This window comes from Sphingobium sp. SYK-6, from assembly GCF_000283515.1.
GTDB lineage: Bacteria > Pseudomonadota > Alphaproteobacteria > Sphingomonadales > Sphingomonadaceae > Sphingobium > Sphingobium lignivorans.
The window spans coordinates 1,768,517-1,793,746 of sequence record NC_015976.1; the positions used below are offsets into that span (position 1 = coordinate 1,768,517).

Below are 25,230 nucleotides of genomic sequence, written 5' to 3' on the forward strand. Positions count from 1 at the left end.
ATGGTCGCGATCGCATCGAACCGGCGCGGGCCGAAACGCAAGCATCAGCGGCTGGTGCTGGTGCTGCTGGCGCTTGCCGCCATGGTCGCCGGCGTGCTGCTGGCGATGTCCGCGCTGCGCGACCAGGCCGCCTATTTCTACACCCCGGCCGAGGCCCGCGCCGCGACGGTCGAGCCCGGCAAGGCCATCCGGCTGGGCGGCATGGTCGAGGCCGGCAGCCTGCAGCGCGACAAGGACGGCGTGACCGTCCACTTCAGACTCACGGACGGAGAGGCGAGCGTGCCGGCCACGTTCAGCGGCATTACGCCCGAACTGTTCCGGGAAGGCTCCGGCGCGGTGGCGGAAGGCGCGTTCGATGCGCAGGGCGTATTCCGCGCCACCAACATCCTCGCCAAGCATGACGAGCGCTACATGCCGCGCGAGATGGAAGGCATCAGCTACAATCCCGAAACCCATGAGGCGAAGGCCGACAGCGCGGCCGCCGGCAAGGGCGACGCGGGCCAGCCATGATCGCCGAGACCGGACTTGCCGCGCTGTGGCTCGCGGCCACGCTGGCGGGTGTGCAGCTGCTGTTGGCCTGGGCCGCAGTCGCGCGGGGCAATGAGGAGGCCCGCCGGCTGATCCGGCCGGTCGCGGTGGCACAGGGCGTGCTCGCCTGCCTCGCCATGGCGCTGCTCATCCTCCTGTTCCTGCGGTCCGACATGTCGGTCTATCTGGTGGCGGCGAACAGCCACTCGATGAAGCCGTTCATCTACAAGTTCGCCGGCGCCTGGGGGAATCACGAGGGCTCGATGCTGCTCTGGGTGGCGGTGATGAGCGCGTCCGGCGCGGCGGTGGCGCTGTTCGAGCGCGCGCTCGACCGGGCCACCCATTATGCCACGCTCGGCGCGCAGGCGGCGATCAGCCTTGGCTTCTATGCCTTCCTGCTGCTGGCCTCCAATCCCTTCACGCGGCTCGATCCGCCAGCCGTGCAAGGGCAGGGCCTCAATCCGCTGCTGCAGGACCCGGGTCTCGCCTTCCATCCGCCCACGCTCTATTTCGGCTATGTCGGGCTCTCGGTGGCGTTCTCCTTCGCGGTGGGCGCGCTGCTGACGCATCAGGTCAATGCCCGCTTCGCTCGCGCCGTCCGGCCCTGGGTGCTGGGCGCCTGGGTGCTGCTCACCTTCGGCATCACAGCCGGTTCCTACTGGGCCTATTATGAGCTGGGCTGGGGCGGCTGGTGGTTCTGGGATCCCGTCGAGAATGCGTCGCTCATGCCCTGGCTGGCAGCGACGGCATTGCTCCACAGCGCTTCCGTGCTGGCCGCGCGCGATGCGCTGCGCGCGTGGACGGTCATGCTCTCGGTGGTGGCCTTTGCTATGTCCATGATCGGCACCTTCCTCGTGCGGTCGGGCATCCTGACAAGCGTCCATGCTTTTGCCGTCGATCCGACACGGGGAAGCTTCATTCTCGCGCTGCTCGGCCTCTACATCGGCGGCGCGCTCGTCCTGTTCGCGCTGCGCGTCCACACGGTGAACGAAGGCGCGCGGTTCGAGCCGGTCAGTCGGGAAGCGGCGCTGGTGGTCAACAATCTGCTGCTGTGCGTGATTCTCGGCCTCGTGCTGGTCGGCACGCTCTATCCGCTGCTCACCGAGATGATGGGCGTGCGGGTCTCGGTGGGCCCGCCCTATTTCAATGCGGTGATCGGCCCGGTCGCGCTGCTGCTCATGGCGCTGCTGGTGGTGGGACCGCTGCTCCGCTGGCGGCGGGACGATGCCGGCGCGGTGCTGCGGCGCGCGCTTCCGGCAGTCGGCCTTGGCGTGCTGGCGCTGATCGCGGCGGTCGCGCTGCCGTCTCCGCCGATCGGCTGGCTGCCGACGCTCGGGCTCGGCCTGGCGGCAGCCGTTGCCCTCGCCAGCCTGGCGCCGCTGTGGAAACGCAACCTGCTGCGCACGCCGCTTTTCACTTATGGCATGGTGATCGCGCATCTGGGGTGCGCGGTGAGCCTTGCCGGCATGGCGAGCGAGAGCGCCTTTTCCGTCGAACGGCTCGCTGCCGCCAAGCCGGGAGACCGTTTCGAGATCGCGGGCCAGACCGTGCGGTTCGACAGCGTGATGCCGGTCGCCGGGCCGAACTGGACCGCCATGGAGGCCACGCTGACGGTGAGCCGCGGCAACCGGGTGATCGGCGTCGCGCGTCCGCAGGCCCGCTTCTTCGCCGATCCGCCCACGCCCACCAATGAATCCGTGCAGATGACGCGCTGGAACGGCCAGCTCTACCTCGTACTCGGCGAGCAGCTCGAGGACGGGCGCTGGCAATTGCGCATCTGGTGGAAGCCGTTCGTCACCCTGATCTGGGCCGGTGGCGGGATGATCGCGCTGGGCGGTCTGCTCGCGCTGGTCGGCCGTGTCCGCCGCGAGCGCAGGCAGGGGCGGGCGCAGGCCCGGGAGGTGACGGCATGAAGAAGGCGATGAAGCGCTCCCTCATCCTCTGGATCCCGCTGGGCGGCTATCTCATCTTCCTGATCGTTGCCTCGCTGGGCCTCAATCGCGAGCAGCAGACGGTCATCCAGTCGCGCATGATCGGCAAGCCGGTGCCGGTCATCGATCTGCCCGAGGCATCCTCGAGCCATCCGGCCTTCTCGACCGGCGACATGGCGGACGGCAAGCCGCGTCTGCTGAACATCTTCGCGAGCTGGTGCGTGCCATGCGCGGCCGAGGCGCCGCAGCTCATGCAGCTCGCCCAGCGCGGCGTACGGATCGACGCGGTGGCCATCCGCGATGCGCGGCCCGACGTCGACGCTTTCCTGCAGCGCCATGGCGATCCGTTCCAGCGCATCGGGCTGGATGCCCGCAGTGCCCTGCAATTCCACCTCGGCTCCTCGGGCGTGCCCGAGACCTTCGTGATCGATGGCAAGGGCATCATCCGCTACCAGCATATCGGCTATATCGGCCCGCAGGACATGGAGACGATCCTGCAGAAGCTGAAGGATGCGGAATCATGAGGCGGTTCCTGCCGATAGCCCTGCTGCTGGCGATGACGATGGCGATACCGGCGCCGTCATTCGCGCAGACGGCGCTCCCGCCCGCGCCTTACGCCAACCGCCAGCTCGACGACCCGGCGCTGGAAGCGAAGGCGACGGACCTCATGCACACGATTCGCTGCCTGACCTGCCAGAGCCAGTCGATCGCCGACAGCGACGCCAGCATGGCGGCGGACATGCGCTCGGAGATCCGCGAGCGCATCGCGCGTGGGGAAGACCCGGAAGCGATCCGCGCCTGGCTGATCGAGCGCTATGGCGACTGGATCAGCTACAAGCCGACCGCCGAGCCGATTCTCTGGCCGCTCTGGGCAGCGCCGATATTGATGCTGGGCGCCGGGGGCCTGCTGGTGCGAAGCCGGATGAAGCGCCGCCGCGGGAGCCAGCCATGACCGGTCTCATCATTGCCTTGCTGCTGGCGACGCTGACGGCAGCCACGATCCTCCTGTCCGCCCGCATCTCCCTCCGCGCGGTCGCGCCGGTTGCGGCCGCGCTGCTGCTCGGGCTCGCCGGCTATGCCTGGCAGGGTCATCCGGGCCTGTTCGGCAAGCCGGTGTCGGCCGACACCGGGCAAGTGAAGTTCGACGAGGCTCTTGCCGAGAAGCGGCGCGAGATCGGCGAGCGGATTTCCTCGGCGACGAAATGGCTGGTCGTCTCGGACGCGCTGGCGCGCAGCGGCAATACCAAGGATGCAGCCAATGTGCTGCAGTCCGGGCTGCGCGAGAACCCCAGGGACCCCAATCTCTGGGTCGGCTTGGGCAACGCGCTGCTCGCGCATGGCAATGGCACGCTGTCGCCCGCCAGCGACTATGCGTTCCGCCAGGCGCTGACGATCGACCCGCAAAGCGTTTCCGCGAACTATTTCTATGGGCTGGCGCTTGCCGAATCGGGACAGTTCGAGCGTTCCAGGGACATGTGGCTGAAGCTGGCCGCCCGCTTGCCGGAAGACATGGAGCTGCGCGAGGAGCTGATCCGCAACGTGGCGCTCATCAATGCCCTGATCGAGCGTCGCGAAGCGATGTCCCGGGGTGGCGAGCAGGCGCCGTGATTGTGCGTTGCACCATGGGAGTCGAAATGGTAGGGCGCCGCGCGATCAGGCAGAGGCCTGGCGAGGGGAATGACCGATGACTGCGGTTCAGGCGGGCCAGTGACCACGCCCGATCAAGGGACGCCGGCCGACGGCGCTGGCTCCGACGACTCTGCGGCGCTGGGTCAAGAAACCGGCCATGCGGCCGATGGACTGACCAAGCTTGCGCTTGCGGCCATGGGCATCGTCTTTGGCGACATCGGCACAAGCCCGATCTACGCCTTTCGCGAGACGTTCGCCGGCCATCATCCGCTCGAGCCCGACCGGCTGCACATCTATGGCGTGCTCAGCCTGATCTTCTGGTCGATGATGATCGTGGTGACACTGAAATATGTCAGCATCATCATGCGCGCCGACAACAAGGGCGAAGGCGGCAGCCTCGCGCTGCTCGCCCTCATCAACCGGCAGAGCGGTCACAAACGCTGGACCGGGCCGATCGTGATGCTGGGCGTCTTCGCGACGGCGCTGTTCTACGGCGATTCGATGATTACCCCGGCCATGTCGGTGCTCTCCGCATCAGAAGGCCTGACGACGGTGGACCCGCGGCTTGGGCCCCTCGTCCTGCCGGCAGCCGTCGCCATTCTCGTCGGGCTCTTTGCTATCCAGGCGCGGGGGACGGCGCGGGTCGGGCAGCTTTTCGGCCCGATCATGCTCGTCTATTTCCTCACCCTGGCGACGCTGGGCCTCTTTCATATCGCCAGCAATCCGGCGATCCTGCTCGCGCTCAATCCCTGGTATGCCATCCAGTTCTTCCTGACCGACGGCGGCGTCGCTTTCCTGGCGCTCGGCTCGGTGGTGCTGGCCGTGACGGGGGCGGAAGCGCTTTACGCGGACATGGGGCATTTCGGCCGCAATCCCATCCGCGTCTCCTGGCTGTTCTTCGTGCTGCCCGGGCTCATGCTCAATTATCTGGGTCAGGGCGCCATGATCCTCTCGCTGCCGCCCGGCGCGGCAGCAGAGGCGATCCAGAATCCCTTCTTCCTTCTGGCGTCCGAGCCCCTGCGTCTGCCGCTCGTGATCCTCGCGATCCTCGCGACGATCATCGCGAGCCAGGCCGTGATTTCCGGGGCCTTCTCGCTGACCCAGCAGGCGATCCAGCTCGGCTTCATGCCCCGTCTCAAGATCACCCACACCAGCGCGAGCGCGCAGGGGCAGATCTATATTCCAGTCATCAACTGGGGCCTCATGGTGATGGTCATCGCGCTGGTGCTGTCCTTCCGCTCCTCCAGCAATCTGGCGGCTGCTTATGGGATCGCGGTCACGGGTGCGATGTTCATCGACAGCTGCCTGCTCGCCGTCCTGCTTTTCTCGCTGTGGAAATGGAACCGGCTGCTCTCCGTGGCGGTGCTGGCCCTGTTCTTCCTGGTGGATACCGCCTATTTCGCCGCCAATCTCACCAAGGTGCCCGATGGTGGCTGGTTCCCGCTGATGGTCGGGCTCGTCATCTTCACGCTGCTGACCACATGGTCGAAGGGCAGGGGGCTGATGATGGAGCGGCTGCGCGAATCGGCGATGCCGATCCCGGTGTTCGTCGCCTCCGCAGCGAACAGCGCGGTTCGCGTCCCGGGCACCGCCGTGTTCCTCACGTCCACGCCGGATGGCGTGCCGCACGCGCTGCTCCACAATCTCAAGCACAACAAGGTGCTGCACGAGCGGGTGGTGCTGCTCACCGTGAAGGTCGCTGACCTGCCGACCGTCGGCCCGGCCAAGCGCTATCAGGTGGAGGATCTCGGGCGCGGTTTCTTCCGCCTGATCCTGAACTACGGCTTCATGGAGGAAGTGGACGTGCCGGCCGCGCTGGCGGGGGCCTCCGGTTGCGGCGTGCCGTTCAAGATGATGGAGACGAGCTTCTTCCTCGCGCGCCAGACGCTCCTGCCGTCCGCGCGGCCGGGGATGCGCATCTGGCGGGAGAAGCTGTTCGCCTGGATGCTGCGCAACGCGGAAAGCGCGATGGAGTTCTTCCGCCTGCCCACCAATCGCGTGATCGAGCTGGGGAGCCAGGTCGAGATCTGAGCCCGTCCCCCGGGACCGAAATGGCGCGGGCCGAATCGCTGGCCAGCGTATCGCCACGGTGCCAGAGTGCCGACAGGCCGGCTTTCCCGGCGGGGGGCGGGGCATGACGGCTGGGCAGGGAATGATTGCGACGATTTCCGCGACGCTTGACCAGCGGCCGGTCAGTGCCCGGCAGATCACGATCCTGCTCATCGTCCAGTTCATCCTGATGATCGACGGGCTGGACATCCAGCTCCTCGGGCTCGTCGCGCCGGTGATCCTCGCGGAATGGGGCATCGAGCGTGCCGCCTTCGGTCCGGCGCTGGCGGCGTCCCTGCTGGGGCTCGCGCTCGGTGCGGGCGGCGGCGGGCGGCTCGGCGACCTGTTCGGGCGCAAGCGCGTCCTGTGCGTGGCGACCTTCCTGTTCGGCCTGGCGACGGTGGTCGCGGCCTTCGCGCAGGATGTGACGCAGATGACGATCATCCGCTTCATCAGTGGCCTCGGCTTCGGCGCGGCGACGCCCTCGTCCGTCGCGCTGGTCGCCGAATGGCTGCCCCGCCGGGCGCAGGCGAAAGCGATTGCGTTCCTGTCGGTCGGCACGCCGCTCGGCGGCATGGTCGGGGCGCTGGCGCTGCAGCTCTTCCTACCCATGCTCGGCTGGCGAGGCTGCTTCGTCGCATGCGGTCTGCTGACGCTCGCGGTTGCCTTCGTCGTGCTGGTGGCGCTGCCGGAGTCCGCCGCTTATCTGGCCGGAAAGGGCGAGAGCCAGCGCGCCGCCGACCTGCTGAAGCGCCACGCGGGCATCGAGTCGATCGCGCTCGCGACGCCTGCGTCCGCGCGCGAGATGCCGACCTCGCAAGCCCGACAGGACAGCATGTTCGCGCGCCATTATCTCCGCCTCAATGTGGGGGCATGGCTGCTGTTCTTCTCCGCCCAGCTCATCGTCTACGCCTTCATTTCATGGATGCCGACGATGCTCACCACGGCCGGCTTTCCACTCGCGCAGGCGCTTCAGGCGATCTTCGCCTTCAATCTCCTGTCTGTCATGGCCGCGCTGCTTGCCGGCTTCCTCGTCAATGCGCTCGGCTCGCGGATGGTGGTGATGTCGGCCGCCCTGCTGGCGGCAGGATGCATCCTGCTGCTGGGGCTGCGGCTGCATGGGCTCAGCGGCCTGCCGGATGCCGCGACTTATTGGGTGGTGATGGGCGCGGTCGGAGGCGTCGGCATTTTCGCCAGTACCGTCATCGCGACCGGCTATTCCGTGATCGCGCTCGGCTATTCCGAACAGGTGCGCGCGACCGGCATCGGGGTCGGGCTGATGATCGGCCGCTCGGGCGGCGTGATCATGGGGCTGATCGGCGGCGTGCTGCTGAGCGTGGCCAATGACCAGAGCTGGCCGTTCTTCGCGGTCGTCCTGTTCTTCGCGTTCACCATCCTCGCCGCCGCGCTCGTCATCAACCGGCATATCCCGCCGCTGCGCTGAGAGCCTGGCCGGTCAGGCCTGCTCGCCCGGATCGAGTGCCCGCAGATAGTTCGCGGCACGGGCCAGATCCGCAGGCGTATCGATGTCGATCATGCGGTCTGCCGGTGCTTCGACGATGAGCGCATCCCCGGCCAATGCGCGCGCGCCGCGATCGCCCTGCAAGGTCTCGATCATCGGCAGGAAAGCGGCGGGGAACAGCGCGGGTGGCTGAGGCGGCCCGCCGGGCGCGCGGGAGAAGAGGGGCTGGCTCCCGTCCTGATCCCACTGAGTGACCAGTCCGGCCAGATGCCCCGCATCGACGAAGGGCATGTCCGCCAGCAGGATCAGCAGGGCCGTCGCCCCCAGGCCGCGCGCGGCGCCCGCCGCGATGCGCAGGGAGGACGCCAGACCGTCTTCGGGATGCGGATTGGGGAGCAGGACATAGCCGGGGCAAGCCGCCGACAGCCGCGCGTCCGGACCCGCGATGACGAGATGACGCGCCGCCGGAATGCCCAGCCCCGCCTGCGCCGCCCATGCGATCAGCGGGCGACCCCCGAGCGTGGCCAGCAGCTTGTCCTCGCGCCCGAAGCGCGACGAACGACCGGCGCCGAGCAGCGCGACGACCAGGCCGTCATTGCCCGGCACGCAGCGCCTTCACGATGCCCGCCGCGATCGACAGGGCGATTTCCTGGGGCCCCATGCCGCCGATCGGGACACCGGCCGGGCCATCGATGCGCGCCAGCGCCGCCCGGTCGATGCCGAGGGCTTCGAGCCGCTCCAGCCGGCGCGCCTGATTGGCCCGCGAGCCCAGCGCGCCGACATAGCCGGTAGGGTGGAGCAGGGCGGCGGCGAGGGCCGGATCGTCGATCTTGACGTCATGGCTGAGCGTCACCACCGCCGCGCTGGCATCCGGCGCGAAGGCGTGCACGGCCTCATCCGGCCAGGCATCGGTCAGGGTGGCATCGGGGAAGCGCGCGGCGCTCAGGAAGCGCTCGCGCGGGTCGTTGACGGTCACGCTGAAGCCGGTCGCGCGGGCAATGGCGGACAGGGTCTGCGCGATCTGAACCCCGCCGACGATGAGCAGGCGGCGCGCCGGCTCGTAGACGTTGACGAAATGGCCGGGCAGGTCGCCCGTGACGGTGCGGCCGGTTGCAAGATCGGTGGAAAGAGCAAGAGGCCTTGCCGCCTTGCGCGCCGCCTCGATCGCGCCGAACAGGGCTGGCGGAAAGCCGTCTTCGCTCACCGGCTGCACGAGGACGCCGATCTGCCCGCCGCAGGGCAGGCCGGGCAGCCACACGCCGGGATCGCTGCTGCCATAATGATGAACGCTGGCCGGCGCGCCGGCGATCACCCCTTCGGCAAGGGCGAACACTTCATATTCGACACAGCCGCCGGAGATCGATCCGGCAAAGCGCCCATCGCCTGCCACGAGCAGATGCCCGCCCCGGGGGCGCGGGGCCGAGCCCGATGCCTCGATCACGGTGGCAAGCGCCATGGGCTGGCCGGCCCAGTCGCGGGCGGCCGCGACGATCTCGTCAATGTCGTTCAATGTCTGTCCAGTGGCTCTCGGATTCAGGCGGGGTGTCGCGCTCCGGGGGTGGGCTGCAAAACAGATTATTGCAAGGCTATGGACATTGACAACCGCCCACGCGCATCGGCATTCTCGATCATCAGCAAGGACGGGCAGGAGAGCGGGCATGGCCACCACATTGTCGATCAACGGCGAGACGCGGGAAGTGGACACCGATCCGCGCAAACCCCTGCTCTGGGTGCTGCGCGAGGATCTCGACATGCCCGGCACCAAGTTCGGCTGCGGCATGGCGCTGTGCGGCGCCTGCACCGTGCATGTCGACGGCAAGGCGGTGCGCTCCTGCACCACGCCGATCAGCACCGTGGCCGGCAAGCAGGTCACTACCATCGAGCATGTCGCCACCTTGCCGGTCGGCCGGAAAGTGAGCGAAGCCTGGACGGAGCTGGACGTGCCGCAATGCGGCTACTGCCAGGCCGGCCAGATCATGAGCGCGACCGCGCTGCTCAGCGCCAAGCCGTCGCCGAGCGACGAGGAGATCGATCAGGCCATGAGCGGCAACATCTGCCGTTGCGCGACATATCTGCGAATTCGAGCGGCGATCAAGAAAGCGGCCGCCAGCGAAGGAGCCAGCGCATGACCGCCCCGGTGATGCTCGGCCGCCGGGCGCTCCTCAAGGCGACGCTGGTCGGCGGCGCGGTGCTTGCCTTCGACGCGCGGATCGCCTTTGCGGCCAATCCGGGGGACAAGGCCACGGTCATCAATGCCTATATCCGCGTCAACCCGGACAACAGCTTCATCATCGGGGCGAAGAACCCGGAGATCGGGCAGGGCGTCAAGACGATGCTGCCGATGCTCATTGCCGAGGAACTGGACGTCGACTGGGCGCAGGTGACGCCCGAGACGACGATTGCCGACGACAAGGTCTATGGCTTCCAGATCGCGGGCGGCAGCTTCACGACGCCGATGAACTACATCCCCATGCGCCAGGTGGGCGCGGCGGCGCGCGCGATGTTCGTGAAGGCAGCGGCGGCACAATGGAACGTGCCGGAGAATGCCCTCACCACGGCGGGCGGCACGGTGACGCATGCGGCCAGCAAGCGCAGCGCCACTTATGCGCAGCTCGCGGCTGCGGCGGCGAAAGTCACCGCGCCGGCGCTGGACAAGGTGCCCCTCAAGGAACCGGCCGCTTTCCGCATCATCGGCCGGTCGAAGATCGGGATCGATACGCCCGCCATCGTCGCGGGCAAGCCGCTGTTCGGCATAGACGTGGTGAAGCCGGGGATGGTGCAGGCCGCGATCGAGGCCTGCCCGACTTATGGCGGCACGCTGGTGAGCTTCGACGAGGCGGTGGTTAAGGCCCTGCCGGGCATCATCGCGGTCATCCCGATGAACAGCAGCTATGACCTCAAGGGCGGCCATGACGCCGTCGCCATCGTGGCGGAAAGCTGGTGGGTGGCCAATCAGGCGCGCGCCGCGCTCAAGCCGGTCTGGTCGGTCGATGCGCAGAAGGGCTATTCCACGGCATCCTTCGCCCGGCAGGCGAAGGAGAAGATGGACGGCAAGGCTGAGACCACGTTGTTCAGCAAGGGCGATGCGACGCAGGCGCTGGCCGGCGCGGCGAAGACCGTCTCGGCCCGCTATGACTATCCCTTCCTCGCCCATGCGACGCTGGAACCCCAGAACTGCACGGCGGAATTCAGGGACGGCAAGATCGAGTTCTGGGCGCCGACGCAATTCCCCGCCGATGGCCGCAGGATCGTGGCCGAAGCGATCGGCATCGCGCCCGAGAACATCACGATCCACATGACGCGGATCGGCGGCGGCTTCGGGCGGCGGCTGTCCAACGATTATATGGCGCAGGTCGCGCAGATCGCGAAGGCGCTGCCTGGCCGGCCGGTCAAGCTCATCTGGAACCGCACGGACGATCTGCGGCACGATTTCTATCGGCCCGGGGGCTGGCATAGCCTGAGTGCCGGGCTGGATGGCGAGGGCCGCCTCACGGCGCTGACGGATCATTTCGTGACCTATGGCAAGGAGGGCAAGCCTGCCACCGGCGCGGGCATGCACGACACGGAATTCCCGGTGCGCTTGCTGGGCGATGTCGCTCTGGGCGTGTCGTTCATCGAGAGCAATGTGCCGACCGGCTATCTGCGGGCACCGACGTCCAATGCCATGGCCTTCGTCTTCCAGAGCTTCCTCGATGAAGTGGCACTGGCGGCGGGCACGGATTTGCCGGAAATGCTCCGGCGCATCCTGGGCGAGCCGCGCGTGCTCAAGTTCGAAGGCGGCTCGCCGGACGGCAGCACGCCCGAGTTCAACACCGGCCGCGCCCGGACGATCATCGACAAGGTCTGCCAGATGGCCGGCTGGAAAGGGCGCGAAGGCGGCAATGGCAAGGGCCGTGGCTTCGGTTTCTACTACAGCCACCGGGGCTATTTCGCGGAAGTGGTGGATATCTCGGTGAGCGAGAAGGGCGCCGTGCAGGTCGAGAAGGTCTGGGTCGCCGGCGATGTCGGCGCGCAGATCATCAATCCGATCAATGCCGTGCACCAGGTGCAGGGATCGGTGATCGACGGCATCGGCCAGATCCTCTCGGGGCAGAAGGTCGAGATCGTGAATGGCGCGGCGAACCGCACGAACTTCCACGATTATCCACTCCCCCGCATAGGGGCTGCACCGGAGGATGTCGTGGTGGAATTCGTCCTCTCCGACGCGCCGGTGACGGGCCTTGGCGAACCGGCGCTTCCGCCGGTGGTGCCGGCCATCGCCAACGCGATCTTCGCGGCGACGGGCAAGCGGGTTCGCTCGCTCCCGGTGGTGCCGGCGGACCTGACGGCCTGAGGAACGGGCGGGGAAGGAGAGCCGTCATTCTCCTGTTCCCCGCCGCCGCTTGAACCCGAGGAGAGGCAATATGGTCGAAGCCCGCTGGAACGGCACCGTCATCGCCCGCAGCGATGATATAGTGGTCGTCGAAGGCAATCACTATTTCCCCGCCGAAGCGGTCGATCCGGCGGTGCTGCGCCCCAGCGACACCACGACGATCTGCTCCTGGAAAGGCACGGCGCATTATTACGGCCTGCACGTCGACGGCGCCGACAACCCGGATGCCGCCTGGTATTATCCCGACCCCAAGCCCGAGGCGGAAGCCGTCCGGGGGCGGATTGCTTTCTGGAAAGGCGTCGAGGTCGGCTGAGAGGGCGGGGAGATCGGGCCTGAGCGCGGCGTATGGATCATTGATCCTGGCCGGGGCTTGCCCCGATTTCGTGTAAAGGAGCGTCCCCTGATCGCTCAGAGGATTTCCCGTACTCGTTCCGGCGGACGCCCCAGTCGCACGCCCTTGTCGGTCTCGACCAGCGGGCGCTCGATGAGGATCGGATCGGCGGCCATGGCGTCGAGGATGGCGGCGTCATCGGCATCCCTGAGGGCCTTCGCGCCGTCCTCGCCTTTGCGCAGGCCATCGCGCGGCGTCATGCCGGCCCGCGCGTAAAGCCCGGCCAGCGTCTCGCGACTCGGCGGGGTCTTGAGATATTCGACGATCTCGACGTCGATGCCGGGAGTGCTCTCGAGGATCGCCAGCGTCTCGCGCGATTTGGAGCAGCGCGGATTGTGATAGATCGTGGCTTTCATGGCTCGTCCTTCCGGTTTGGCTCTGGTCGATCGGCGGGCGCCTCGTCGCCCAATGCCCGCTGCATGTAGACGGTGTCCAGCCATTGCCCGAACTTGCGGCCGACTTTCTCCATCCGGCCCGCGTGGCGAAAGCCCAGCCGGCCGTGAAGCGCGACCGAGCCGGGCTCTCCGCCGCCGATCACCGCCAGCATCTGCGTGAAGCCGCGCGCGGCGGCAGCGGCGACCAGTGCGGCGAGCAGGGCGCGGCCGACACCCTGCCCGGTCCGGTCGGCGCGGACATAGATGCTGTCCTCGCAGGCATGGGCATAGGCCGGGCGATCGCGGAACTGCGTGGCATAGGCATAGCCCAGAATCGTGCCTGCCTCGTCGAGCGCCACGAGGAATGGCCACTGCCGCCCGAGACATTGGCTGATCTTCTCGCGCCAGTGTTCCGCGCCCGGCGGATCGGTGTCGAAGGTCGCCGTGCCGTGCAGGACGTGATGGGCATAGAGGGCGGCGATCTGCCCCGCATCTGCGGGCTCGACGGGGCGGATGGCGAGGACGGGCGCGGCGCTCATCGTTCGGATGATACGCGAGCGGTCCCGGCGTTCGGGAGCCGGCCCGAGGCCCGTGCTCCCGATGCCAGCCTCACGCCTCCTTCTGGCGCTCCAGCCATTCTTCCAGCCACTTGATGCTATAGTCCCCGTTCTGGACGTCCGGGTCCTCGATCAGCTTCTGGTGGAGGGGGATGGTCGTCTTCATGCCCTCGATGACATATTCCTCGAGCGCGCGCTTGAGGCGCATCAGGCAGCCCTCGCGGGTGCGCCCGTAGACGATCAGCTTGCCGATCATGCTGTCGTAATAAGGCGGGACATTGTAGCCCTGATAGAGCGCGCTCTCGACGCGGACATGCATGCCGCCCGGCACATGGAGCATCTGCACCTTGCCCGGCGAAGGCATGAAGGTCGCCGGGTCTTCCGCGTTGATGCGGCACTCGATGGCGTGGCCGTGGAATTCCAGCTCGTCCTGCGTGACGGACAGGGGAAGCCCCTCCGCGATGCGGATCTGCTCGCGCACGAGATCGAAGCCGGTGATCATCTCCGTGACGGGATGCTCGACCTGGATGCGCGTGTTCATCTCGATGAAGTAGAAGGCGCCATTCTCGTAAAGGAACTCGATGGTGCCCGCGCCGCGATAGCCCATGTCCGCCATGGCCTTCGCGACGAGATTGCCCATGCGTGCCCGCTCGGCCGCCGAAATGACGGGGGAGGGCGCCTCCTCCAGCACTTTCTGGTGGCGGCGCTGGAGCGAGCAGTCCCGCTCGCCCAGATGGATGGCATTGCCATTGCCGTCACCGAAAATCTGGAATTCGATGTGGCGCGGATTGCCGAGATATTTCTCCATGTAGACGGTGTCGTCACCGAACGCCGCCTTGGCCTCGCTCTTGGCCTGGGACATGAGGCTGTCGAACTGCTCCTCGTCCGGCACCACTTTCATGCCGCGTCCGCCGCCGCCCGAGGCTGCCTTGATGAGCACGGGATAGCCGACCTCGCGCGCCAGGGCCTTGGCGGCGGCGACATCCTCGATCGCGCCGTCCGAGCCCGGCACCAGCGGCAGGCCGAGCGCCCCGGCGGTGCGCTTGGCTTCCACCTTGTCGCCCATGATGCGGATATGCTCGGGCTTGGGGCCGACGAAGATCAGCCCGTGCGCTTCCACGATCTCGGCGAAGCGGGCATTTTCCGACAGGAAGCCGTAGCCCGGATGAATGGCATCCGCGCCCGAGATCTCCGCTGCCGAGATGATGGCGGGAATGTTGAGATAGCTATCCTTGGCGGCGGGCGGCCCGATGCAGATCGCCTGATCGGCCAGGCGCACATGCATGGCCTCGGCATCGGCAGTGGAATGGACCGCGACCGTCTTGATGCCCATCTCATGGCAGGCGCGATGGATGCGCAGGGCGATCTCGCCGCGATTGGCGATCAGCAGCTTCTCGATGCTCATGGGTGGGCCGCCTTCACGCGACCACGATCAGCGGCTGGTCATATTCGACCGGCTGGCCGCTCTCGACGAGCACGGCCTTGACCGTGCCGGCGCTGGCGGCCGTGATCGGGTTCATGACCTTCATCGCTTCCACGATGAGCAGGGTCTGCCCCGCCTTCACGCTGTCGCCCACCTTCACGAAGGGCTCGGCCCCCGGCTCGGGGGAAAGATAGCATGTGCCCACCATGGGGGATTTGATCGTGCCGGGCTGCGCGCCCGCCGGGGCGGCCGCAGCCTCCGCGAGCGGGGCGGCGGCGACCGGCGCGGCAGGCGCCGGGGCTGCGACGGGTGCGCCATAGCTCACTGTCTGCGCGGCGGGCTTGCGCACGACGCGAATGCGGCGCTCGCCGTCCTCGACCTCGATCTCGGTCAGGTTGGTCGCATCGAGCATCTCGGCGAGTTCGCGTACGAGGTTAACGTCCACCTGCATCGCGCTTTCGCCACCGTTGGTCTTGTCGGCCATGATTGTCCTTGGAACCCTGTTATGTCTTGGAATGGGCGCAGGGCCTATTGCCCTTCGCTGCATAAGGCAACAGATTCAGTCCATCTCCAGCGCCGCTTCCAGCGCCAGCATGTAGGAAAGCGGGCCGAAACCCGCGATCGAGCCCCTGGCCGCCATGCCGACATAGCTGTGGTGACGGAAGCTTTCCCGCGCCGCCGGATTCGAGATATGAACCTCGATCACCGGCACGGAGATCGACTTGATCGCGTCATGGAGCGCAAGGGATGTATGCGTGAGAGCGCCGGCATTGAGGATCACCGCCGTGGCGCTTTCCGCATTGGCCTCGTGCAGCCAGTCGACGAGATGACCTTCATGGTTCGACTGGCGGAAATCGATCTCGGTGTTCGCGCGGCGCGCCTCGTCCTCCATCCGGTCGGCGATGTCGTCGAGCGTGTCGAAGCCGTAGATCTCCGGCTCGCGGGTGCCGAGCAGATTGAGATTCGGGCCGTTCAGAACATAGATTTTTCTCTGGGACGTCATCGGCCATCCGGTCCTTTTGGTTGCGAGCCTCTGACCCCTCCCTATATGGCGGCCTCAACGGCTCTCAAAGCGAAAGGTGCGCGATACTCATGAGCGTGGACGGGACGATCGGCATCGTGGTGAATGGCGAGCATCGCCGGGTGCGCGCGGGCCTGACGCTCGCGGGGCTGGCGACGGAGCTCGGCCTTGTGCCGGAGAAAGTCGCTGTCGAGCGCAATCTGGAGGTCGTGCCCCGCGCGACGCTGGGGCAAGTGGTGCTGGAGGACGGCGACGAGCTGGAGATCGTCCACTTCGTCGGCGGGGGCGACGGCTCCCCGGTGCTGGCGGACGACAGCTGGAGCGTCGCGGGGCGGACCTTCCGCTCCCGCCTGATCGTGGGCACCGGCAAGTACAAGGACTTCGCGGAGAATGCCGCGGCGGTGGAAGCCTCCGGTGCGGAGATCGTCACCGTGGCGGTGCGCCGGGTGAATGTGTCCGACCCCAAGGCGCCGATGCTGACGGATTTCATCGATCCGAAGAAAGTCACCTATCTCCCCAATACCGCCGGCTGCTTCACGGCCGAGGACGCGATTCGCACGCTGCGGCTGGCGCGCGAGGCAGGCGGCTGGGACCTGGTGAAGCTGGAAGTGCTGGGCGAGGCGCGCACGCTCTACCCCAATATGGTGGAGACCATCCGCGCGACCGAAGTGCTCGCGAAGGAAGGCTTCAAGCCGATGGTCTATTGCACGGACGACCCCATCGCGGCGCAGCAGCTGGAGAATGCGGGCGCCGTGGCGATCATGCCGCTGGGCGCGCCGATCGGCTCGGGCCTCGGCCTCCAGAACCGGGTGACGATCCGCCTGATCGTCGAGGGCACGAAGCTGCCGGTGCTGGTGGACGCGGGCGTGGGGACTGCCTCGGACGCTGCCGTGGCGATGGAACTGGGCTGCACCGGTGTGCTCATGAACACCGCCATTGCCGAGGCGAAGAACCCGCTGCTGATGGCCGGCGCGATGAAGGCGGCGGTGGAAGCCGGGCGCATGGCCTATCTGGCCGGGCGCATGGGCCGGCGCATGTATGCCGATCCCTCGAGTCCGCTGGCCGGCCTGATCTGACCTGACAGCGGCCCGCCGGTCATAGGGCCTGCCCGACATGCGGTGAACCGAGGCGCGCGGCGCCCCGTCCGCCGGAACCTGCCCCATGCTCATCCGTTCTCTCTTCGACGCGCCGGACAGGCCGGCGCCCCGACAGATGGAGAGTATGATGGGTGAATTCGTCGACAAGGCGAAAGGAACCGCCAACGAAGCCGCGGGCCGGGTCAAGCAAGGCGTGGGCCGCGCACGGAACGATCCCGACCAGGAAGCCGAAGGCGTAGGCCAGGAGCTGAAGGGCAAGGCCCAGAAGGTCGGCGGCGCCATCAAGGGCGCGCTCGGCGACAAGGTCTGATCTCACGGCTTTCCGGTGGGGTAGACTGAACCACCCCACCGGAGGACCGGCCCCTATCGGAGGCTGGCGAAAAGCAGCATTCTCTCCGGCAAAACCGGACACTTCAGGACACATAAAAGCGATGTCGCGAAACGAAGGGTCTTGCGGGCCCTTTTTTGTTGTCCCGGACGGGCTGCGCAAGCGTGGCGCTTTCGATGTAGAATATAAATCATTGAAATATAATATTTTCTGATTCCGGCGGAACTTTCCCCCCTGCGGCTGGTTGCTTCCTCTTGACGAAGGCCGACGGCAGGAGAGTGCTGTGCCGGATCAACAATTACAGGACAGTCGCGCCTGCTGGCCGCCAGGGCTGGACGCGCGCGCCATGAGTGGCCGGGACGCGTCCCGCCGCTGGCCTGCGCCGTGATGGCCGCGCGCCGATGACCAGCGCGACCGGCTATGCCGCCGACCCCGTTCGCCGCACACCGGCGCAAGGGCCCGGCGATGCACCGGCCGGCGCGCCCCGCAAGATCCTTTCCGACAGACATGTGCTTGCGCTGACCATCGGCATCGTGGTCGGCGCCGGCATTTTCCGCACGCCCGCGCTCGTCGCCGAATTTTCGAGCAGCGAGGCGATGCTCATCGGCGCGTGGATCGCCGGCGGGCTGCTCTCGATCCTCGGCGCGCTCTGCTATGCGGAGCTGGCGGCATCCTACCCGCATTTCGGCGGCGACTATCATTTCCTCCAGCGCGCTTATGGGGTGCGCACCGCTTTCCTCTACGGATGGGCGCGCTTCTCGGTCATCCAGACCGGCTCGCTGGCGCTGCTGGCCTATGTGTTCGGCGATTATGTGGCGATGGTCGCGCCCATCGGCCCCTATTCCTCCGCCATCTATGCCGCGCTGGTCGTCATCGCGGTGAGCGGCGCCAACTGGGTGGGCGTGAAAGTCGGCGCGCAGGCGCAGACGCTGCTGACGATCGCCGAAGTGCTCGGCCTTATCGCGGTGATCGCCGCCGCTTTCCTGCTCGCCCCGGCGGCGCCCGTCGAGACGGTGGCTGCGGCGGAAGCGGGCGGGGCGGGCGGCGGCGCGCTCGGCCTTGTCATGGTCTTCGTGCTGCTCACTTATGGCGGCTGGAATGAAGCGGTGTATCTCTCCGCCGAAGTGAAGGATGCGCCGCGCAGGCTCGGCCGGCTGATGGTGATCGGCCTCGGCATCGTGACGGTGCTGTACGTGCTGGCCAATCTCGCTTTCCTGCGCGTGCTCGGCCTTGCCGGCATGGCGAGCGCGGAAGCGGTGGCGGCCGAGGCAATGCAGCGCGCGCTCGGCGGCACCGGCGCCGTGCTCATCAGCCTCATCGTCGCGCTGGCCGCGCTCACCTCCGCCAATGCCACGGTCATCACGGGTGCGCGCAGCCTGTGCGCGCTGGCCCGGGCCTTTCCCGCGCTGCGCTGGGCCGGCCGCTGGAGGACCGATCGCGATACGCCCGGCAATGCCATCCTCGCGCAGGGCGCGGTGGCGCTGCTGCTGGTGTTCGCCGGGGTCTTCGCGCTGGACGGCTTCCGCCTCGCGCTCGAATATACCGCCCCGGTCTTCTGGGTGTTCCTGTTCCTCGTCGGCCTCGCCCTGTTCGTGCTGCGCTGGCGGGAGCCGCAGCGGGCGCGGCCGTTCCGCGTGCCGCTCTATCCGCTGGTGCCCGCCATCTTCTGCGCCACCAGCCTCTACCTGCTCTATTCGAGCCTCGTCTACGCCGGGACCGGCGCCTGGGTCGGCGTCGCCGTCCTCGCGCTCGGGGGCATTCTCCTGGTCTTCCTGAAACCGCATGAAACAGAGGAGATGGACTGATGAAAAGCCTGATGATCGGTGCCGCCCTCGCGCTCGGCGCGAGCGTGACGGTCGCGACGCTTCACGCGCAGGACGCCGCGCAGGAAAGCGCCCAGCGTCCCGACGTGATCTACGTGCCCACGCCCCAGCCGGTGGTGGAGGCCATGCTGGCCATGGCCAAGGTGGGCGACGGGGACATTCTCTATGATCTCGGCTCGGGCGATGGCCGCATTCCCGTGACCGCCGCCAAGACCTTCAACATCCGCGCCATGGGCATCGACATCGATCCCCAGCGCATCCGGGAAGCGCGGGAGAACGCGCAGAAGGCCGGCGTGACCGACAAGGTGACCTTCAAGCAGGAGGATCTCTTCAAGACCGACTTCTCCGAGGCGACGGTCGTCACGCTCTACCTGCTGCCCACGCTCAACGAGAAGCTGCGGCCCCGGCTGCTGAAGGACCTCAAGCCCGGCACCCGGATCGTCAGCCATGATTTCCTCATGGGCGACTGGGAACCCGAGCGCAGCGAGGAAGTGGCGGGCAAGATGATCTATATGTGGACCGTGCCCGAGCGGGGATAGGCGCGGGCGGGAAGGTGGGGCCGGGTGACGTGCGAGGCGTGCGTCGTTCCCTGACAGTGGCCAGCCGAGCTCGCGCGCCTTCTTTGAGGGATGGGTGAGGACAGTCCATCGCTTGGCGGTCGATCGACGTGCCGGCCCGTATCCCAACCCAACCTTTCCTCTGAAGGGGAGGGGCTTAGGGCTGATTGACATTGTCCTGCGGACGCCTTCGGCTCCAGCGCTGGCGGCCTGCAAATGGCGGTTTCCCGGTCTTCCGGTGCTCACCTACTTTGAGTACGCTGCGCGCCGGGTCCCGAAAAACCACCATTTTCGCCACGCCATCATCTGAATGTCGATCCGCCCTAGGGCGCGTGGATCCGCGCCAAAGGCACGACAGCTATCCGTGCTTCCCGTCCCACATTGGTCGTTCCGGATACGACGACGTTGCGGACATTCGCGAGACCGTCGTAAGACGCGTTCGTGCCGTATGAAGACAAAACATTCGAAGTTTTCTTTAATTGGGTTTTGCCCGCTCTCGTGCTTCTCGCAATTGTTACGGGACCACTTTTTTTTAGCCAGAAGCCGGATCAGGCACCCCTTGCATCACACGCTTATGGTTGCTTCGTGGACGCTACTGGCGAGCGGATTGTCATCGATAATTCAGGCTTCCGGTGGGCGTATTCACAAATGAAACCGGCAGCTTTCGAACTTGCCGCAACAAAGTCAGGACTGCGGCTTCAATTCCATAAACCGTTGGCGATGCCTCAGGAAAGCAACACAGTTCCAAATAATCGAAGATTATCTATCTGGAGTCTCGCGGTTCAAACCAAATTAGATACTCCCGAGCTTGTAGACGGCGTTTGGATTACGGATGCGGAAGGTCGCAGACGTCTTTTCGAGCGAAGATCTCTAGAACGTTGTGCGGAAGGTCCTCTCCCCACAACATTTCGGCCGTAGCAGGGCTGAGACACGGCTTCTGATAGCGGTCGGTCGTTCACGTTTGGAATTTCTCCACGCAGCCTAGGTTGTGAGCGTGGCGCTGCCTTGCGCATCCGTCGCCCCGGGCTTGCCCCGGGGTCCCGCTGTCTTCTGGCGTCCGGGATGTGCGTGGCGGACGCGTGGGCTGGCTGTGCTGCCTGGGTTCTGTTGGCGATCGGTTGAAAGGAAGCGGGACCCCGGGGCGAGCCCGGGGTGACGAGGGGGTGGTATGGGTTGGGGTGGCGATGGAGGCGATGGCGGGTCCGTCCGCCCATTTTCGCCCTGCGGAATTTCCGTCTCCGTTTCATATTGCTGCCGCTTTCCGCAAGGCTGCGGGTTTGACCGGAAAGCGGGCGCATCTTATGGGCTGGCGTGCGCTGGTTCGGTTGCGGAGAGGGAGATACCGATGAAGAAACTCTACCCCGATGCGAAGGCTGCCCTGGACGGGCTGCTGTTCGACGGGATGTTGCTTTGCGCGGGCGGCTTTGGCCTTTGCGGGATTCCGGAGCGGCTGATCGACGCCATTCGCGATTCCGGCGTGAAGGACCTTACGGTCGCGTCCAACAATGCCGGCATCGACAATGAAGGGCTCGGCAAGCTGCTGCGCACGCGCCAGATCAGGAAGATGATCTCGTCCTATGTCGGCGAGAACAAGGAATTCGAGCGGCAGTATCTCTCCGGCGAGCTGGAGGTGGAGTTCTGCCCGCAAGGCACGCTCGCCGAGCGCTGCCGGGCCGGAGGCGCGGGCATTCCCGGCTTCTACACCAAGACGGGCGTGGGCACGCAGGTGGCCGAGGGCAAGGAGACCAAGGTCTTCGACGGGCAGGACTATGTGCTCGAGCGCGGCATCTATGCGGACCTGTGCATCATCAAGGGCTGGAAGGCGGACGAGAGCGGCAATCTCATCTTCCGCAAGACCGCCCGCAACTTCAACCAGCCCATGGCGACTGCCGGCAAGATCTGCGTCGCCGAAGTGGAGGAAGTGGTGCCGACCGGCAGCCTCGATCCCGACTGCATCCATCTGCCGGGCATCTATGTGAAGCGCATGATCGTGGGCGCGCCCTACGACAAGAAGATCGAGTTCCGCACCGTTCGGCCGCGTGAAGAGAAGATGGGGGAGACCGCATAATGCCCTGGACCCGCGATGAAATGGCGGCGCGCGCCGCGAAGGAGTTGAAGGACGGCTTCTACGTCAATCTGGGCATTGGCATCCCGACGCTGGTGGCCAACCACATCCCGCCCGGCGTGGAAGTGACGCTGCAATCCGAGAACGGCATGCTCGGCATCGGGCCGTTCCCCTATGAGGACGAGGTTGACCCCGATCTCATCAATGCCGGCAAGCAGACGATCAGCGAGCTGCCCAGCTCGGTCTATTTCTCCAGCGCGGACAGCTTTGCGATGATCCGCGGCGGGCACATCGACCTGACCGTGCTCGGCGCGATGGAAGTCTCCGAGGGCGGCGACATCGCCAACTGGATGATCCCGGGCAAGATGATCAAGGGCATGGGCGGCGCCATGGACCTGGTCGCGGGCGTCAAGAAGATCATCGTGGTGATGGAACACACCAGCAAGCATGGCGAGCCCAAGTTCATCCCCGCCTGCACGCTGCCGCTGACGGGGAAGAATGTCGTCGACATGATCGTGACCGATATCGCCGCGTTCCAGCGGACGAGCCATGACGAGCCCTTCCGGCTCATCGAGCTTGCCCCGGGCGTGACGGCGGAGGAAGTCGCGCAGAAGACCACCGCGAAATATGAGGTCGCCCTGGCCACGGCCTGAGCGGGCGTCGCAGTGCCGTAAAAGGCGGTCCGGCATTGCGCCGGGCCGCCTTTTTCGTGCGCCGCGTCTTTTCTGTTGCTCCGGCATGCGCAGGTCCGGCAAAGGGCGCGCGATAACAGGGGAGGGTGAATGGCCATCGGGACCATCAAGGAGCGCCCATATCTGGCGCTCGTGCTGCTGACGTCGATCGGCGTGGTCGGCTTTGTCGACCGGATCATCATGAATGTGCTGGCCGAGCCGCTCAAGCAGGAGTTTTCGCTGAGCGACACGCAGCTCGGCATCGTGACGGGCCTTGCCTTCGCGGTGCTGAATGTGGGCCTCGGCCTCGTCGTCGCGCGGATCGCCGAGCGGCGGCGGCGCATCGCGCTGATCTGGGTGGGCACGGTGCTCTGGTCCGCCGCCACCGCCGTCTGCGGGCTCGCGGCGAGCTATGTCCAGCTCCTGCTCGCGCGGATCGGCGTGGGCGTGGGCGAGGCCGTGGGGCTCCCGGCCACCTATTCGGTCGTCTCCGACTATTTCCCGCGCGAGAAGCGGGCGACGATGATGGCGGCGCTCAATCTGGCGCCGCCGCTCGGCGCTTTCATCGGGGCCAGCGGCGGCGCGCTGATCGCGCAGCTCTACGGCTGGCGCGCGGCGCTGTTCGTGGCGGCGGTGCCGGGGCTGATCCTCGCGCTGCTGCTCGCGCTGTTCGTCGCCGAGCCGCGGCGCGGGCGGCATGACGGCCCGGCCGGCGCGAGCGACACGGTGCCGCCGCTCGGTGCGGTGATCGGCCGCTATCTGCGCTGGCCGACCATGCGCAACATGCTGATGGGCTCCAGCCTTGCCGGGATGGTCGGCTTCGGGCTCAATGCCTTCCTGGCGGCCTATCTCATCCGGCGCTTCGACTTCACGCTGGTGGAGGCGGGGCTGGTCGCGGGGCTCGTTGCCAGCCTGCCGGCGACGCTCAGCATCCTGGGCTCGGGCTGGCTCGCCGACCGGCTGGCCTCGCGCGGCAATCCGCGCGCCTATGCGCTGATGCCGGCGATCACCCTGTGCCTCGTCGGGCCGCTCTATGCCTTCGCCATCACGCGCGACGAGCCGGCGCTGATCGTGGTGCTGGTGGGCCTGTGCGGCATCATCCAGTATACCTATCTGGGCCCGACGCAGGGCACGTTCCAGAACATGCTCAGCCCCCGCATGCGCGCGACAGGCACGGCCTTCACGTCCATGATCTACACGCTGGTCGGCGGTGGCTTCGGCCCGTTGCTGCTCGGCGCGGTGAGCGACGGCTATGCGGCGCGCGGCACCGACCCGGGACTGGCGCTGGGCTTTGCCATGGCGAGCATGGCGGCGGTCTATCTCTGGGCGTCCGCGCACTACTGGCTGGCGTCGCGCACCATTGAAGCGGATCTCGCGCGGCCAATATAGGGCTTTCGCCGCGATGCCCGCGGCGCTAGGGAAGCGGCGAAATGACCGAGAAACCGCGCACGCTCTACGAGAAGATCTGGGACGCGCATGTCGTCGAGACACGCGACGACGGCACGTCCCTCATCTATATCGACCGCCATCTCGTCCATGAAGTGACGAGCCCGCAGGCCTTCGAGGGGCTTCGCCTCGCCGGGCGCAAGCTGCGCCGGCCGGACCTGACGCTCGCGGTGCCGGACCATAATGTGCCGACCACGGCGCGCGTGGACGCGCAGGGCCATCGCCTGCCGATCGAGGACCCGCAGAGCGCCCAGCAGCTCGCGGCGCTGGAGCGCAATGCGCCGGAATTCGGCGTGCGCTACTTTGACGCGGTGGCGCCCGAGCAGGGCATCGTGCATGTCGTGGGCCCGGAGCAGGGCTTCACGCTGCCCGGCACCACGCTGGTCTGCGGAGACAGCCACACGGCCGCGCACGGCGCGCTCGGCGCGCTGGCCTTCGGCATCGGCACCAGCGAGGTCGAGCATGTGATGGCCACGCAGACGCTGCAGCTCAAGCGCTCGAAGACCTTCGCCATCGAGGTGGAAGGCACGCTCGGCTATGGCGTGACGCCCAAGGACGTGGTGCTGGCGATCATCGGCCGCACCGGCACGGCCGGGGGCACGGGGCATGTCGTGGAATATCGCGGCTCGACCTTCCGCGAGATGAGCATCGAGGGGCGCCTGACCGTCGCCAATATGGCAATCGAGGGCGGGGCGCGCTCCGGCCTGTTCGCGCCGGACGAGAGGACCTTCGCTTATCTCGAGGGCCGGCCGATGGCGCCGCACGGCGAGGACTGGGAACGCGCGCTGGCCTGGTGGCGCACGCTGGTGACCGACGAAGGCGCGCGGTTCGACAAGACGCTGCGGCTCGCCGCGAGCGACATCGCGCCCAACGTCACCTGGGGCACGAGCCCCGAGGATGTCGTGCCGATCACCGGCATGGTGCCCGATCCCGAGAGCTTCGAGGACCCCGCCAAGCGCGCGGCCGCGGCGCGATCGCTGGAATATATGGGCCTCTCCGCCGGCCAGCGGATGGAGGACGTCAGCGTCGAGCATATCTTCATCGGCAGCTGCACGAACAGCCGGATCGAGGACCTGCGCGCCGCCGCCGCGGTGCTGAAGGGCCACAGGATCGCCGACCGCATCCGGCAGGCGCTGGTCGTCCCGGGCTCCGGGCTCGTCAAGCGCCAGGCCGAAGCGGAAGGGCTCGATCGCATCTTCATCGAGGCCGGGTTCGAGTGGCGCGAACCGGGCTGCTCGATGTGCCTGGGCATGAACCCCGACCGCGTGCCGAGCGGCGAGCGCTGCGCCTCGACCAGCAACCGCAACTTCATGGGGCGGCAGGGCCCCGGATCGCGCACCCACCTGGTCTCGCCCGTCATGGCCGCCGCCGCGGCGATTAAGGGTCGACTTGCCGACGTCCGTGACCTAATGGGGAACGAACAAGGTTAAGGGGCGCAATGAAAAAGATTTTCTGGATCCTGGTGCTCGGCGCCATCGGCAGTGCCGCCATGGCCGTCGGGCTCGG

General features: G+C 67.0%; 25 protein-coding genes. 18 read left to right on the forward strand and 7 right to left on the reverse strand.

Annotated elements, in window-relative coordinates; all coding sequences use genetic code 11:
* The 7 genes from ccmE (at nt 1) to SLG_RS07995 (ending at nt 7,581) form a co-directional block, all read left to right on the forward strand.
* Entirely contained in the window at nt 1-510 is a 510-nt protein-coding gene (gene ccmE / locus SLG_RS07965; protein WP_014075939.1) for a cytochrome c maturation protein CcmE, read from the forward strand.
* Nucleotides 507-2,441, forward strand: a complete 1,935-nt coding sequence (locus tag SLG_RS07970) for a heme lyase CcmF/NrfE family subunit (RefSeq protein ID WP_014075940.1) — start codon at nt 507-509, stop codon at nt 2,439-2,441. Before ccmE ends, SLG_RS07970 begins: the two co-directional genes overlap by 4 nt.
* Entirely contained in the window at nt 2,438-2,983 is a 546-nt protein-coding gene (locus tag SLG_RS07975; protein ID WP_014075941.1) for a DsbE family thiol:disulfide interchange protein, read from the forward strand. Before SLG_RS07970 ends, SLG_RS07975 begins: the two co-directional genes overlap by 4 nt.
* The gene (locus SLG_RS07980) at nt 2,980-3,411 is read left to right on the forward strand and encodes a cytochrome c-type biogenesis protein (protein WP_014075942.1); all 432 of its coding nucleotides are present in this window, start codon (nt 2,980-2,982) and stop codon (nt 3,409-3,411) included. The genes SLG_RS07975 and SLG_RS07980 overlap by 4 nt, the downstream gene beginning before the upstream one ends.
* Entirely contained in the window at nt 3,408-4,067 is a 660-nt protein-coding gene (locus tag SLG_RS07985) for a tetratricopeptide repeat protein (protein ID WP_014075943.1), read from the forward strand. Before SLG_RS07980 ends, SLG_RS07985 begins: the two co-directional genes overlap by 4 nt.
* 69 nt (nt 4,068-4,136) lie before the next feature.
* Nucleotides 4,137-6,119 (forward strand): potassium transporter Kup, encoded by a 1,983-nt coding sequence (locus tag SLG_RS07990; protein WP_014075944.1) that lies wholly within the window; start codon nt 4,137-4,139, stop codon nt 6,117-6,119.
* A gap of 103 nt (nt 6,120-6,222) precedes the next feature.
* Entirely contained in the window at nt 6,223-7,581 is a 1,359-nt protein-coding gene (locus tag SLG_RS07995) for an MFS transporter (RefSeq protein WP_014075945.1), read from the forward strand.
* A gap of 12 nt (nt 7,582-7,593) precedes the next feature.
* Here the strand turns inward: SLG_RS07995 and SLG_RS08000 are convergent, their stop codons facing one another.
* Both SLG_RS08000 and SLG_RS08005 read right to left on the reverse strand, forming a co-directional pair.
* Nucleotides 7,594-8,205: an NTP transferase domain-containing protein gene (locus SLG_RS08000; RefSeq protein ID WP_014075946.1), complete on the reverse strand. Its 612-nt coding sequence runs from the start codon at nt 8,203-8,205 to the stop codon at nt 7,594-7,596.
* A complete protein-coding gene (locus SLG_RS08005; RefSeq protein WP_014075947.1) occupies nt 8,192-9,109 on the reverse strand; it encodes an XdhC family protein in 918 nt (305 codons plus the stop codon). The genes SLG_RS08000 and SLG_RS08005 overlap by 14 nt, the downstream gene beginning before the upstream one ends.
* Nucleotides 9,110-9,257: 148 nt before the next feature.
* Here SLG_RS08005 and SLG_RS08010 point away from each other — a divergent pair, with 148 nt between their 5' ends.
* The 3 genes from SLG_RS08010 to SLG_RS08020 all read left to right on the forward strand — a co-directional run bounded on the left by SLG_RS08010 (nt 9,258) and on the right by SLG_RS08020 (nt 12,284).
* Nucleotides 9,258-9,728, forward strand: a complete 471-nt coding sequence (locus SLG_RS08010) for a (2Fe-2S)-binding protein (protein WP_014075948.1) — start codon at nt 9,258-9,260, stop codon at nt 9,726-9,728.
* Complete coding sequence (locus tag SLG_RS08015) at nt 9,725-11,932, forward strand: xanthine dehydrogenase family protein molybdopterin-binding subunit (protein ID WP_014075949.1); 2,208 nt, start codon at nt 9,725-9,727, stop codon at nt 11,930-11,932. Before SLG_RS08010 ends, SLG_RS08015 begins: the two co-directional genes overlap by 4 nt.
* A 70-nt stretch (nt 11,933-12,002) precedes the next feature.
* Entirely contained in the window at nt 12,003-12,284 is a 282-nt protein-coding gene (locus SLG_RS08020) for a DUF427 domain-containing protein (protein ID WP_014075950.1), read from the forward strand.
* 95 nt (nt 12,285-12,379) lie between these two features.
* On the opposite strand, the gene arsC is transcribed toward SLG_RS08020, so the two are convergent.
* From arsC to aroQ, 5 genes are all read right to left on the reverse strand, one after another.
* Nucleotides 12,380-12,718, reverse strand: coding sequence for an arsenate reductase (glutaredoxin) (gene arsC / locus SLG_RS08025; RefSeq protein ID WP_014075951.1), 339 nt, complete (start codon nt 12,716-12,718; stop codon nt 12,380-12,382).
* A complete protein-coding gene (locus SLG_RS08030; protein ID WP_014075952.1) occupies nt 12,715-13,275 on the reverse strand; it encodes a GNAT family N-acetyltransferase in 561 nt (186 codons plus the stop codon). Before SLG_RS08030 ends, arsC begins: the two co-directional genes overlap by 4 nt.
* A 70-nt stretch (nt 13,276-13,345) precedes the next feature.
* Nucleotides 13,346-14,698: an acetyl-CoA carboxylase biotin carboxylase subunit gene (gene accC, locus SLG_RS08035; protein ID WP_014075953.1), complete on the reverse strand. Its 1,353-nt coding sequence runs from the start codon at nt 14,696-14,698 to the stop codon at nt 13,346-13,348.
* Between the two features lie 13 nt (nt 14,699-14,711).
* Entirely contained in the window at nt 14,712-15,200 is a 489-nt protein-coding gene (gene accB, locus SLG_RS08040; RefSeq protein WP_014075954.1) for an acetyl-CoA carboxylase biotin carboxyl carrier protein, read from the reverse strand.
* A 75-nt stretch (nt 15,201-15,275) separates the two neighbouring features.
* Nucleotides 15,276-15,719: a type II 3-dehydroquinate dehydratase gene (gene aroQ / locus SLG_RS08045; RefSeq protein WP_014075955.1), complete on the reverse strand. Its 444-nt coding sequence runs from the start codon at nt 15,717-15,719 to the stop codon at nt 15,276-15,278.
* Nucleotides 15,720-15,808: 89 nt separating this feature from the next.
* Here aroQ and thiS point away from each other — a divergent pair, with 89 nt between their 5' ends.
* The 8 genes from thiS (at nt 15,809) to leuC (ending at nt 25,154) form a co-directional block, all read left to right on the forward strand.
* The gene (gene thiS / locus SLG_RS08050) at nt 15,809-16,813 is read left to right on the forward strand and encodes a sulfur carrier protein ThiS (RefSeq protein WP_014075956.1); all 1,005 of its coding nucleotides are present in this window, start codon (nt 15,809-15,811) and stop codon (nt 16,811-16,813) included.
* 148 nt (nt 16,814-16,961) lie between these two features.
* Nucleotides 16,962-17,144 (forward strand): CsbD family protein, encoded by a 183-nt coding sequence (locus SLG_RS08055; RefSeq protein WP_014075957.1) that lies wholly within the window; start codon nt 16,962-16,964, stop codon nt 17,142-17,144.
* Between the two features lie 419 nt (nt 17,145-17,563).
* Nucleotides 17,564-18,967, forward strand: coding sequence for an APC family permease (locus SLG_RS08060; RefSeq protein ID WP_014075959.1), 1,404 nt, complete (start codon nt 17,564-17,566; stop codon nt 18,965-18,967).
* Complete coding sequence (locus SLG_RS08065; protein ID WP_014075960.1) at nt 18,967-19,524, forward strand: SAM-dependent methyltransferase; 558 nt, start codon at nt 18,967-18,969, stop codon at nt 19,522-19,524. The genes SLG_RS08060 and SLG_RS08065 overlap by 1 nt, the downstream gene beginning before the upstream one ends.
* 1,363 nt (nt 19,525-20,887) lie before the next feature.
* A complete protein-coding gene (locus tag SLG_RS08070) occupies nt 20,888-21,610 on the forward strand; it encodes a CoA transferase subunit A (protein WP_014075961.1) in 723 nt (240 codons plus the stop codon).
* Nucleotides 21,610-22,260, forward strand: coding sequence for a CoA transferase subunit B (locus SLG_RS08075; protein WP_014075962.1), 651 nt, complete (start codon nt 21,610-21,612; stop codon nt 22,258-22,260). The genes SLG_RS08070 and SLG_RS08075 overlap by 1 nt, the downstream gene beginning before the upstream one ends.
* A 129-nt stretch (nt 22,261-22,389) precedes the next feature.
* Nucleotides 22,390-23,667, forward strand: a complete 1,278-nt coding sequence (locus SLG_RS08080) for an MFS transporter (RefSeq protein WP_014075963.1) — start codon at nt 22,390-22,392, stop codon at nt 23,665-23,667.
* 41 nt (nt 23,668-23,708) lie between these two features.
* Nucleotides 23,709-25,154 carry a 3-isopropylmalate dehydratase large subunit gene (leuC, locus tag SLG_RS08085; protein WP_014075964.1) on the forward strand — a complete coding sequence of 482 codons (1,446 nt, stop codon included), beginning with the start codon at nt 23,709-23,711 and terminating at the stop codon, nt 25,152-25,154.
* Nucleotides 25,155-25,230: the final 76 nt, after the last annotated feature.

What these genes read in the sequence shown, in the direction of transcription:
- ccmE (WP_014075939.1), top strand. Translation starts at nt 1, where the DNA reads ATGGTCGCGATCGCATCGAACCGGCGCGGGCCGAAACGCAAGCATCAG.
- SLG_RS07970 (WP_014075940.1), top strand. Translation starts at nt 507, where the DNA reads ATGATCGCCGAGACCGGACTTGCCGCGCTGTGGCTCGCGGCCACGCTG.
- SLG_RS07975 (WP_014075941.1), top strand. Translation starts at nt 2,438, where the DNA reads ATGAAGAAGGCGATGAAGCGCTCCCTCATCCTCTGGATCCCGCTGGGC.
- SLG_RS07980 (WP_014075942.1), top strand. Translation starts at nt 2,980, where the DNA reads ATGAGGCGGTTCCTGCCGATAGCCCTGCTGCTGGCGATGACGATGGCG.
- SLG_RS07985 (WP_014075943.1), top strand. Translation starts at nt 3,408, where the DNA reads ATGACCGGTCTCATCATTGCCTTGCTGCTGGCGACGCTGACGGCAGCC.
- SLG_RS07990 (WP_014075944.1), top strand. Translation starts at nt 4,137, where the DNA reads ATGACCGATGACTGCGGTTCAGGCGGGCCAGTGACCACGCCCGATCAA.
- SLG_RS07995 (WP_014075945.1), top strand. Translation starts at nt 6,223, where the DNA reads ATGACGGCTGGGCAGGGAATGATTGCGACGATTTCCGCGACGCTTGAC.
- SLG_RS08010 (WP_014075948.1), top strand. Translation starts at nt 9,258, where the DNA reads ATGGCCACCACATTGTCGATCAACGGCGAGACGCGGGAAGTGGACACC.
- SLG_RS08015 (WP_014075949.1), top strand. Translation starts at nt 9,725, where the DNA reads ATGACCGCCCCGGTGATGCTCGGCCGCCGGGCGCTCCTCAAGGCGACG.
- SLG_RS08020 (WP_014075950.1), top strand. Translation starts at nt 12,003, where the DNA reads ATGGTCGAAGCCCGCTGGAACGGCACCGTCATCGCCCGCAGCGATGAT.
- arsC (WP_014075951.1), bottom strand. Translation starts at nt 12,718, where the DNA reads ATGAAAGCCACGATCTATCACAATCCGCGCTGCTCCAAATCGCGCGAG.
- SLG_RS08030 (WP_014075952.1), bottom strand. Translation starts at nt 13,275, where the DNA reads ATGAGCGCCGCGCCCGTCCTCGCCATCCGCCCCGTCGAGCCCGCAGAT.
- accC (WP_014075953.1), bottom strand. Translation starts at nt 14,698, where the DNA reads ATGAGCATCGAGAAGCTGCTGATCGCCAATCGCGGCGAGATCGCCCTG.
- accB (WP_014075954.1), bottom strand. Translation starts at nt 15,200, where the DNA reads ATGGCCGACAAGACCAACGGTGGCGAAAGCGCGATGCAGGTGGACGTT.
- aroQ (WP_014075955.1), bottom strand. Translation starts at nt 15,719, where the DNA reads ATGACGTCCCAGAGAAAAATCTATGTTCTGAACGGCCCGAATCTCAAT.
- thiS (WP_014075956.1), top strand. Translation starts at nt 15,809, where the DNA reads ATGAGCGTGGACGGGACGATCGGCATCGTGGTGAATGGCGAGCATCGC.
- SLG_RS08055 (WP_014075957.1), top strand. Translation starts at nt 16,962, where the DNA reads ATGGGTGAATTCGTCGACAAGGCGAAAGGAACCGCCAACGAAGCCGCG.
- SLG_RS08060 (WP_014075959.1), top strand. Translation starts at nt 17,564, where the DNA reads ATGACCAGCGCGACCGGCTATGCCGCCGACCCCGTTCGCCGCACACCG.
- SLG_RS08065 (WP_014075960.1), top strand. Translation starts at nt 18,967, where the DNA reads ATGAAAAGCCTGATGATCGGTGCCGCCCTCGCGCTCGGCGCGAGCGTG.
- SLG_RS08070 (WP_014075961.1), top strand. Translation starts at nt 20,888, where the DNA reads ATGAAGAAACTCTACCCCGATGCGAAGGCTGCCCTGGACGGGCTGCTG.
- SLG_RS08075 (WP_014075962.1), top strand. Translation starts at nt 21,610, where the DNA reads ATGCCCTGGACCCGCGATGAAATGGCGGCGCGCGCCGCGAAGGAGTTG.
- SLG_RS08080 (WP_014075963.1), top strand. Translation starts at nt 22,390, where the DNA reads ATGGCCATCGGGACCATCAAGGAGCGCCCATATCTGGCGCTCGTGCTG.
- leuC (WP_014075964.1), top strand. Translation starts at nt 23,709, where the DNA reads ATGACCGAGAAACCGCGCACGCTCTACGAGAAGATCTGGGACGCGCAT.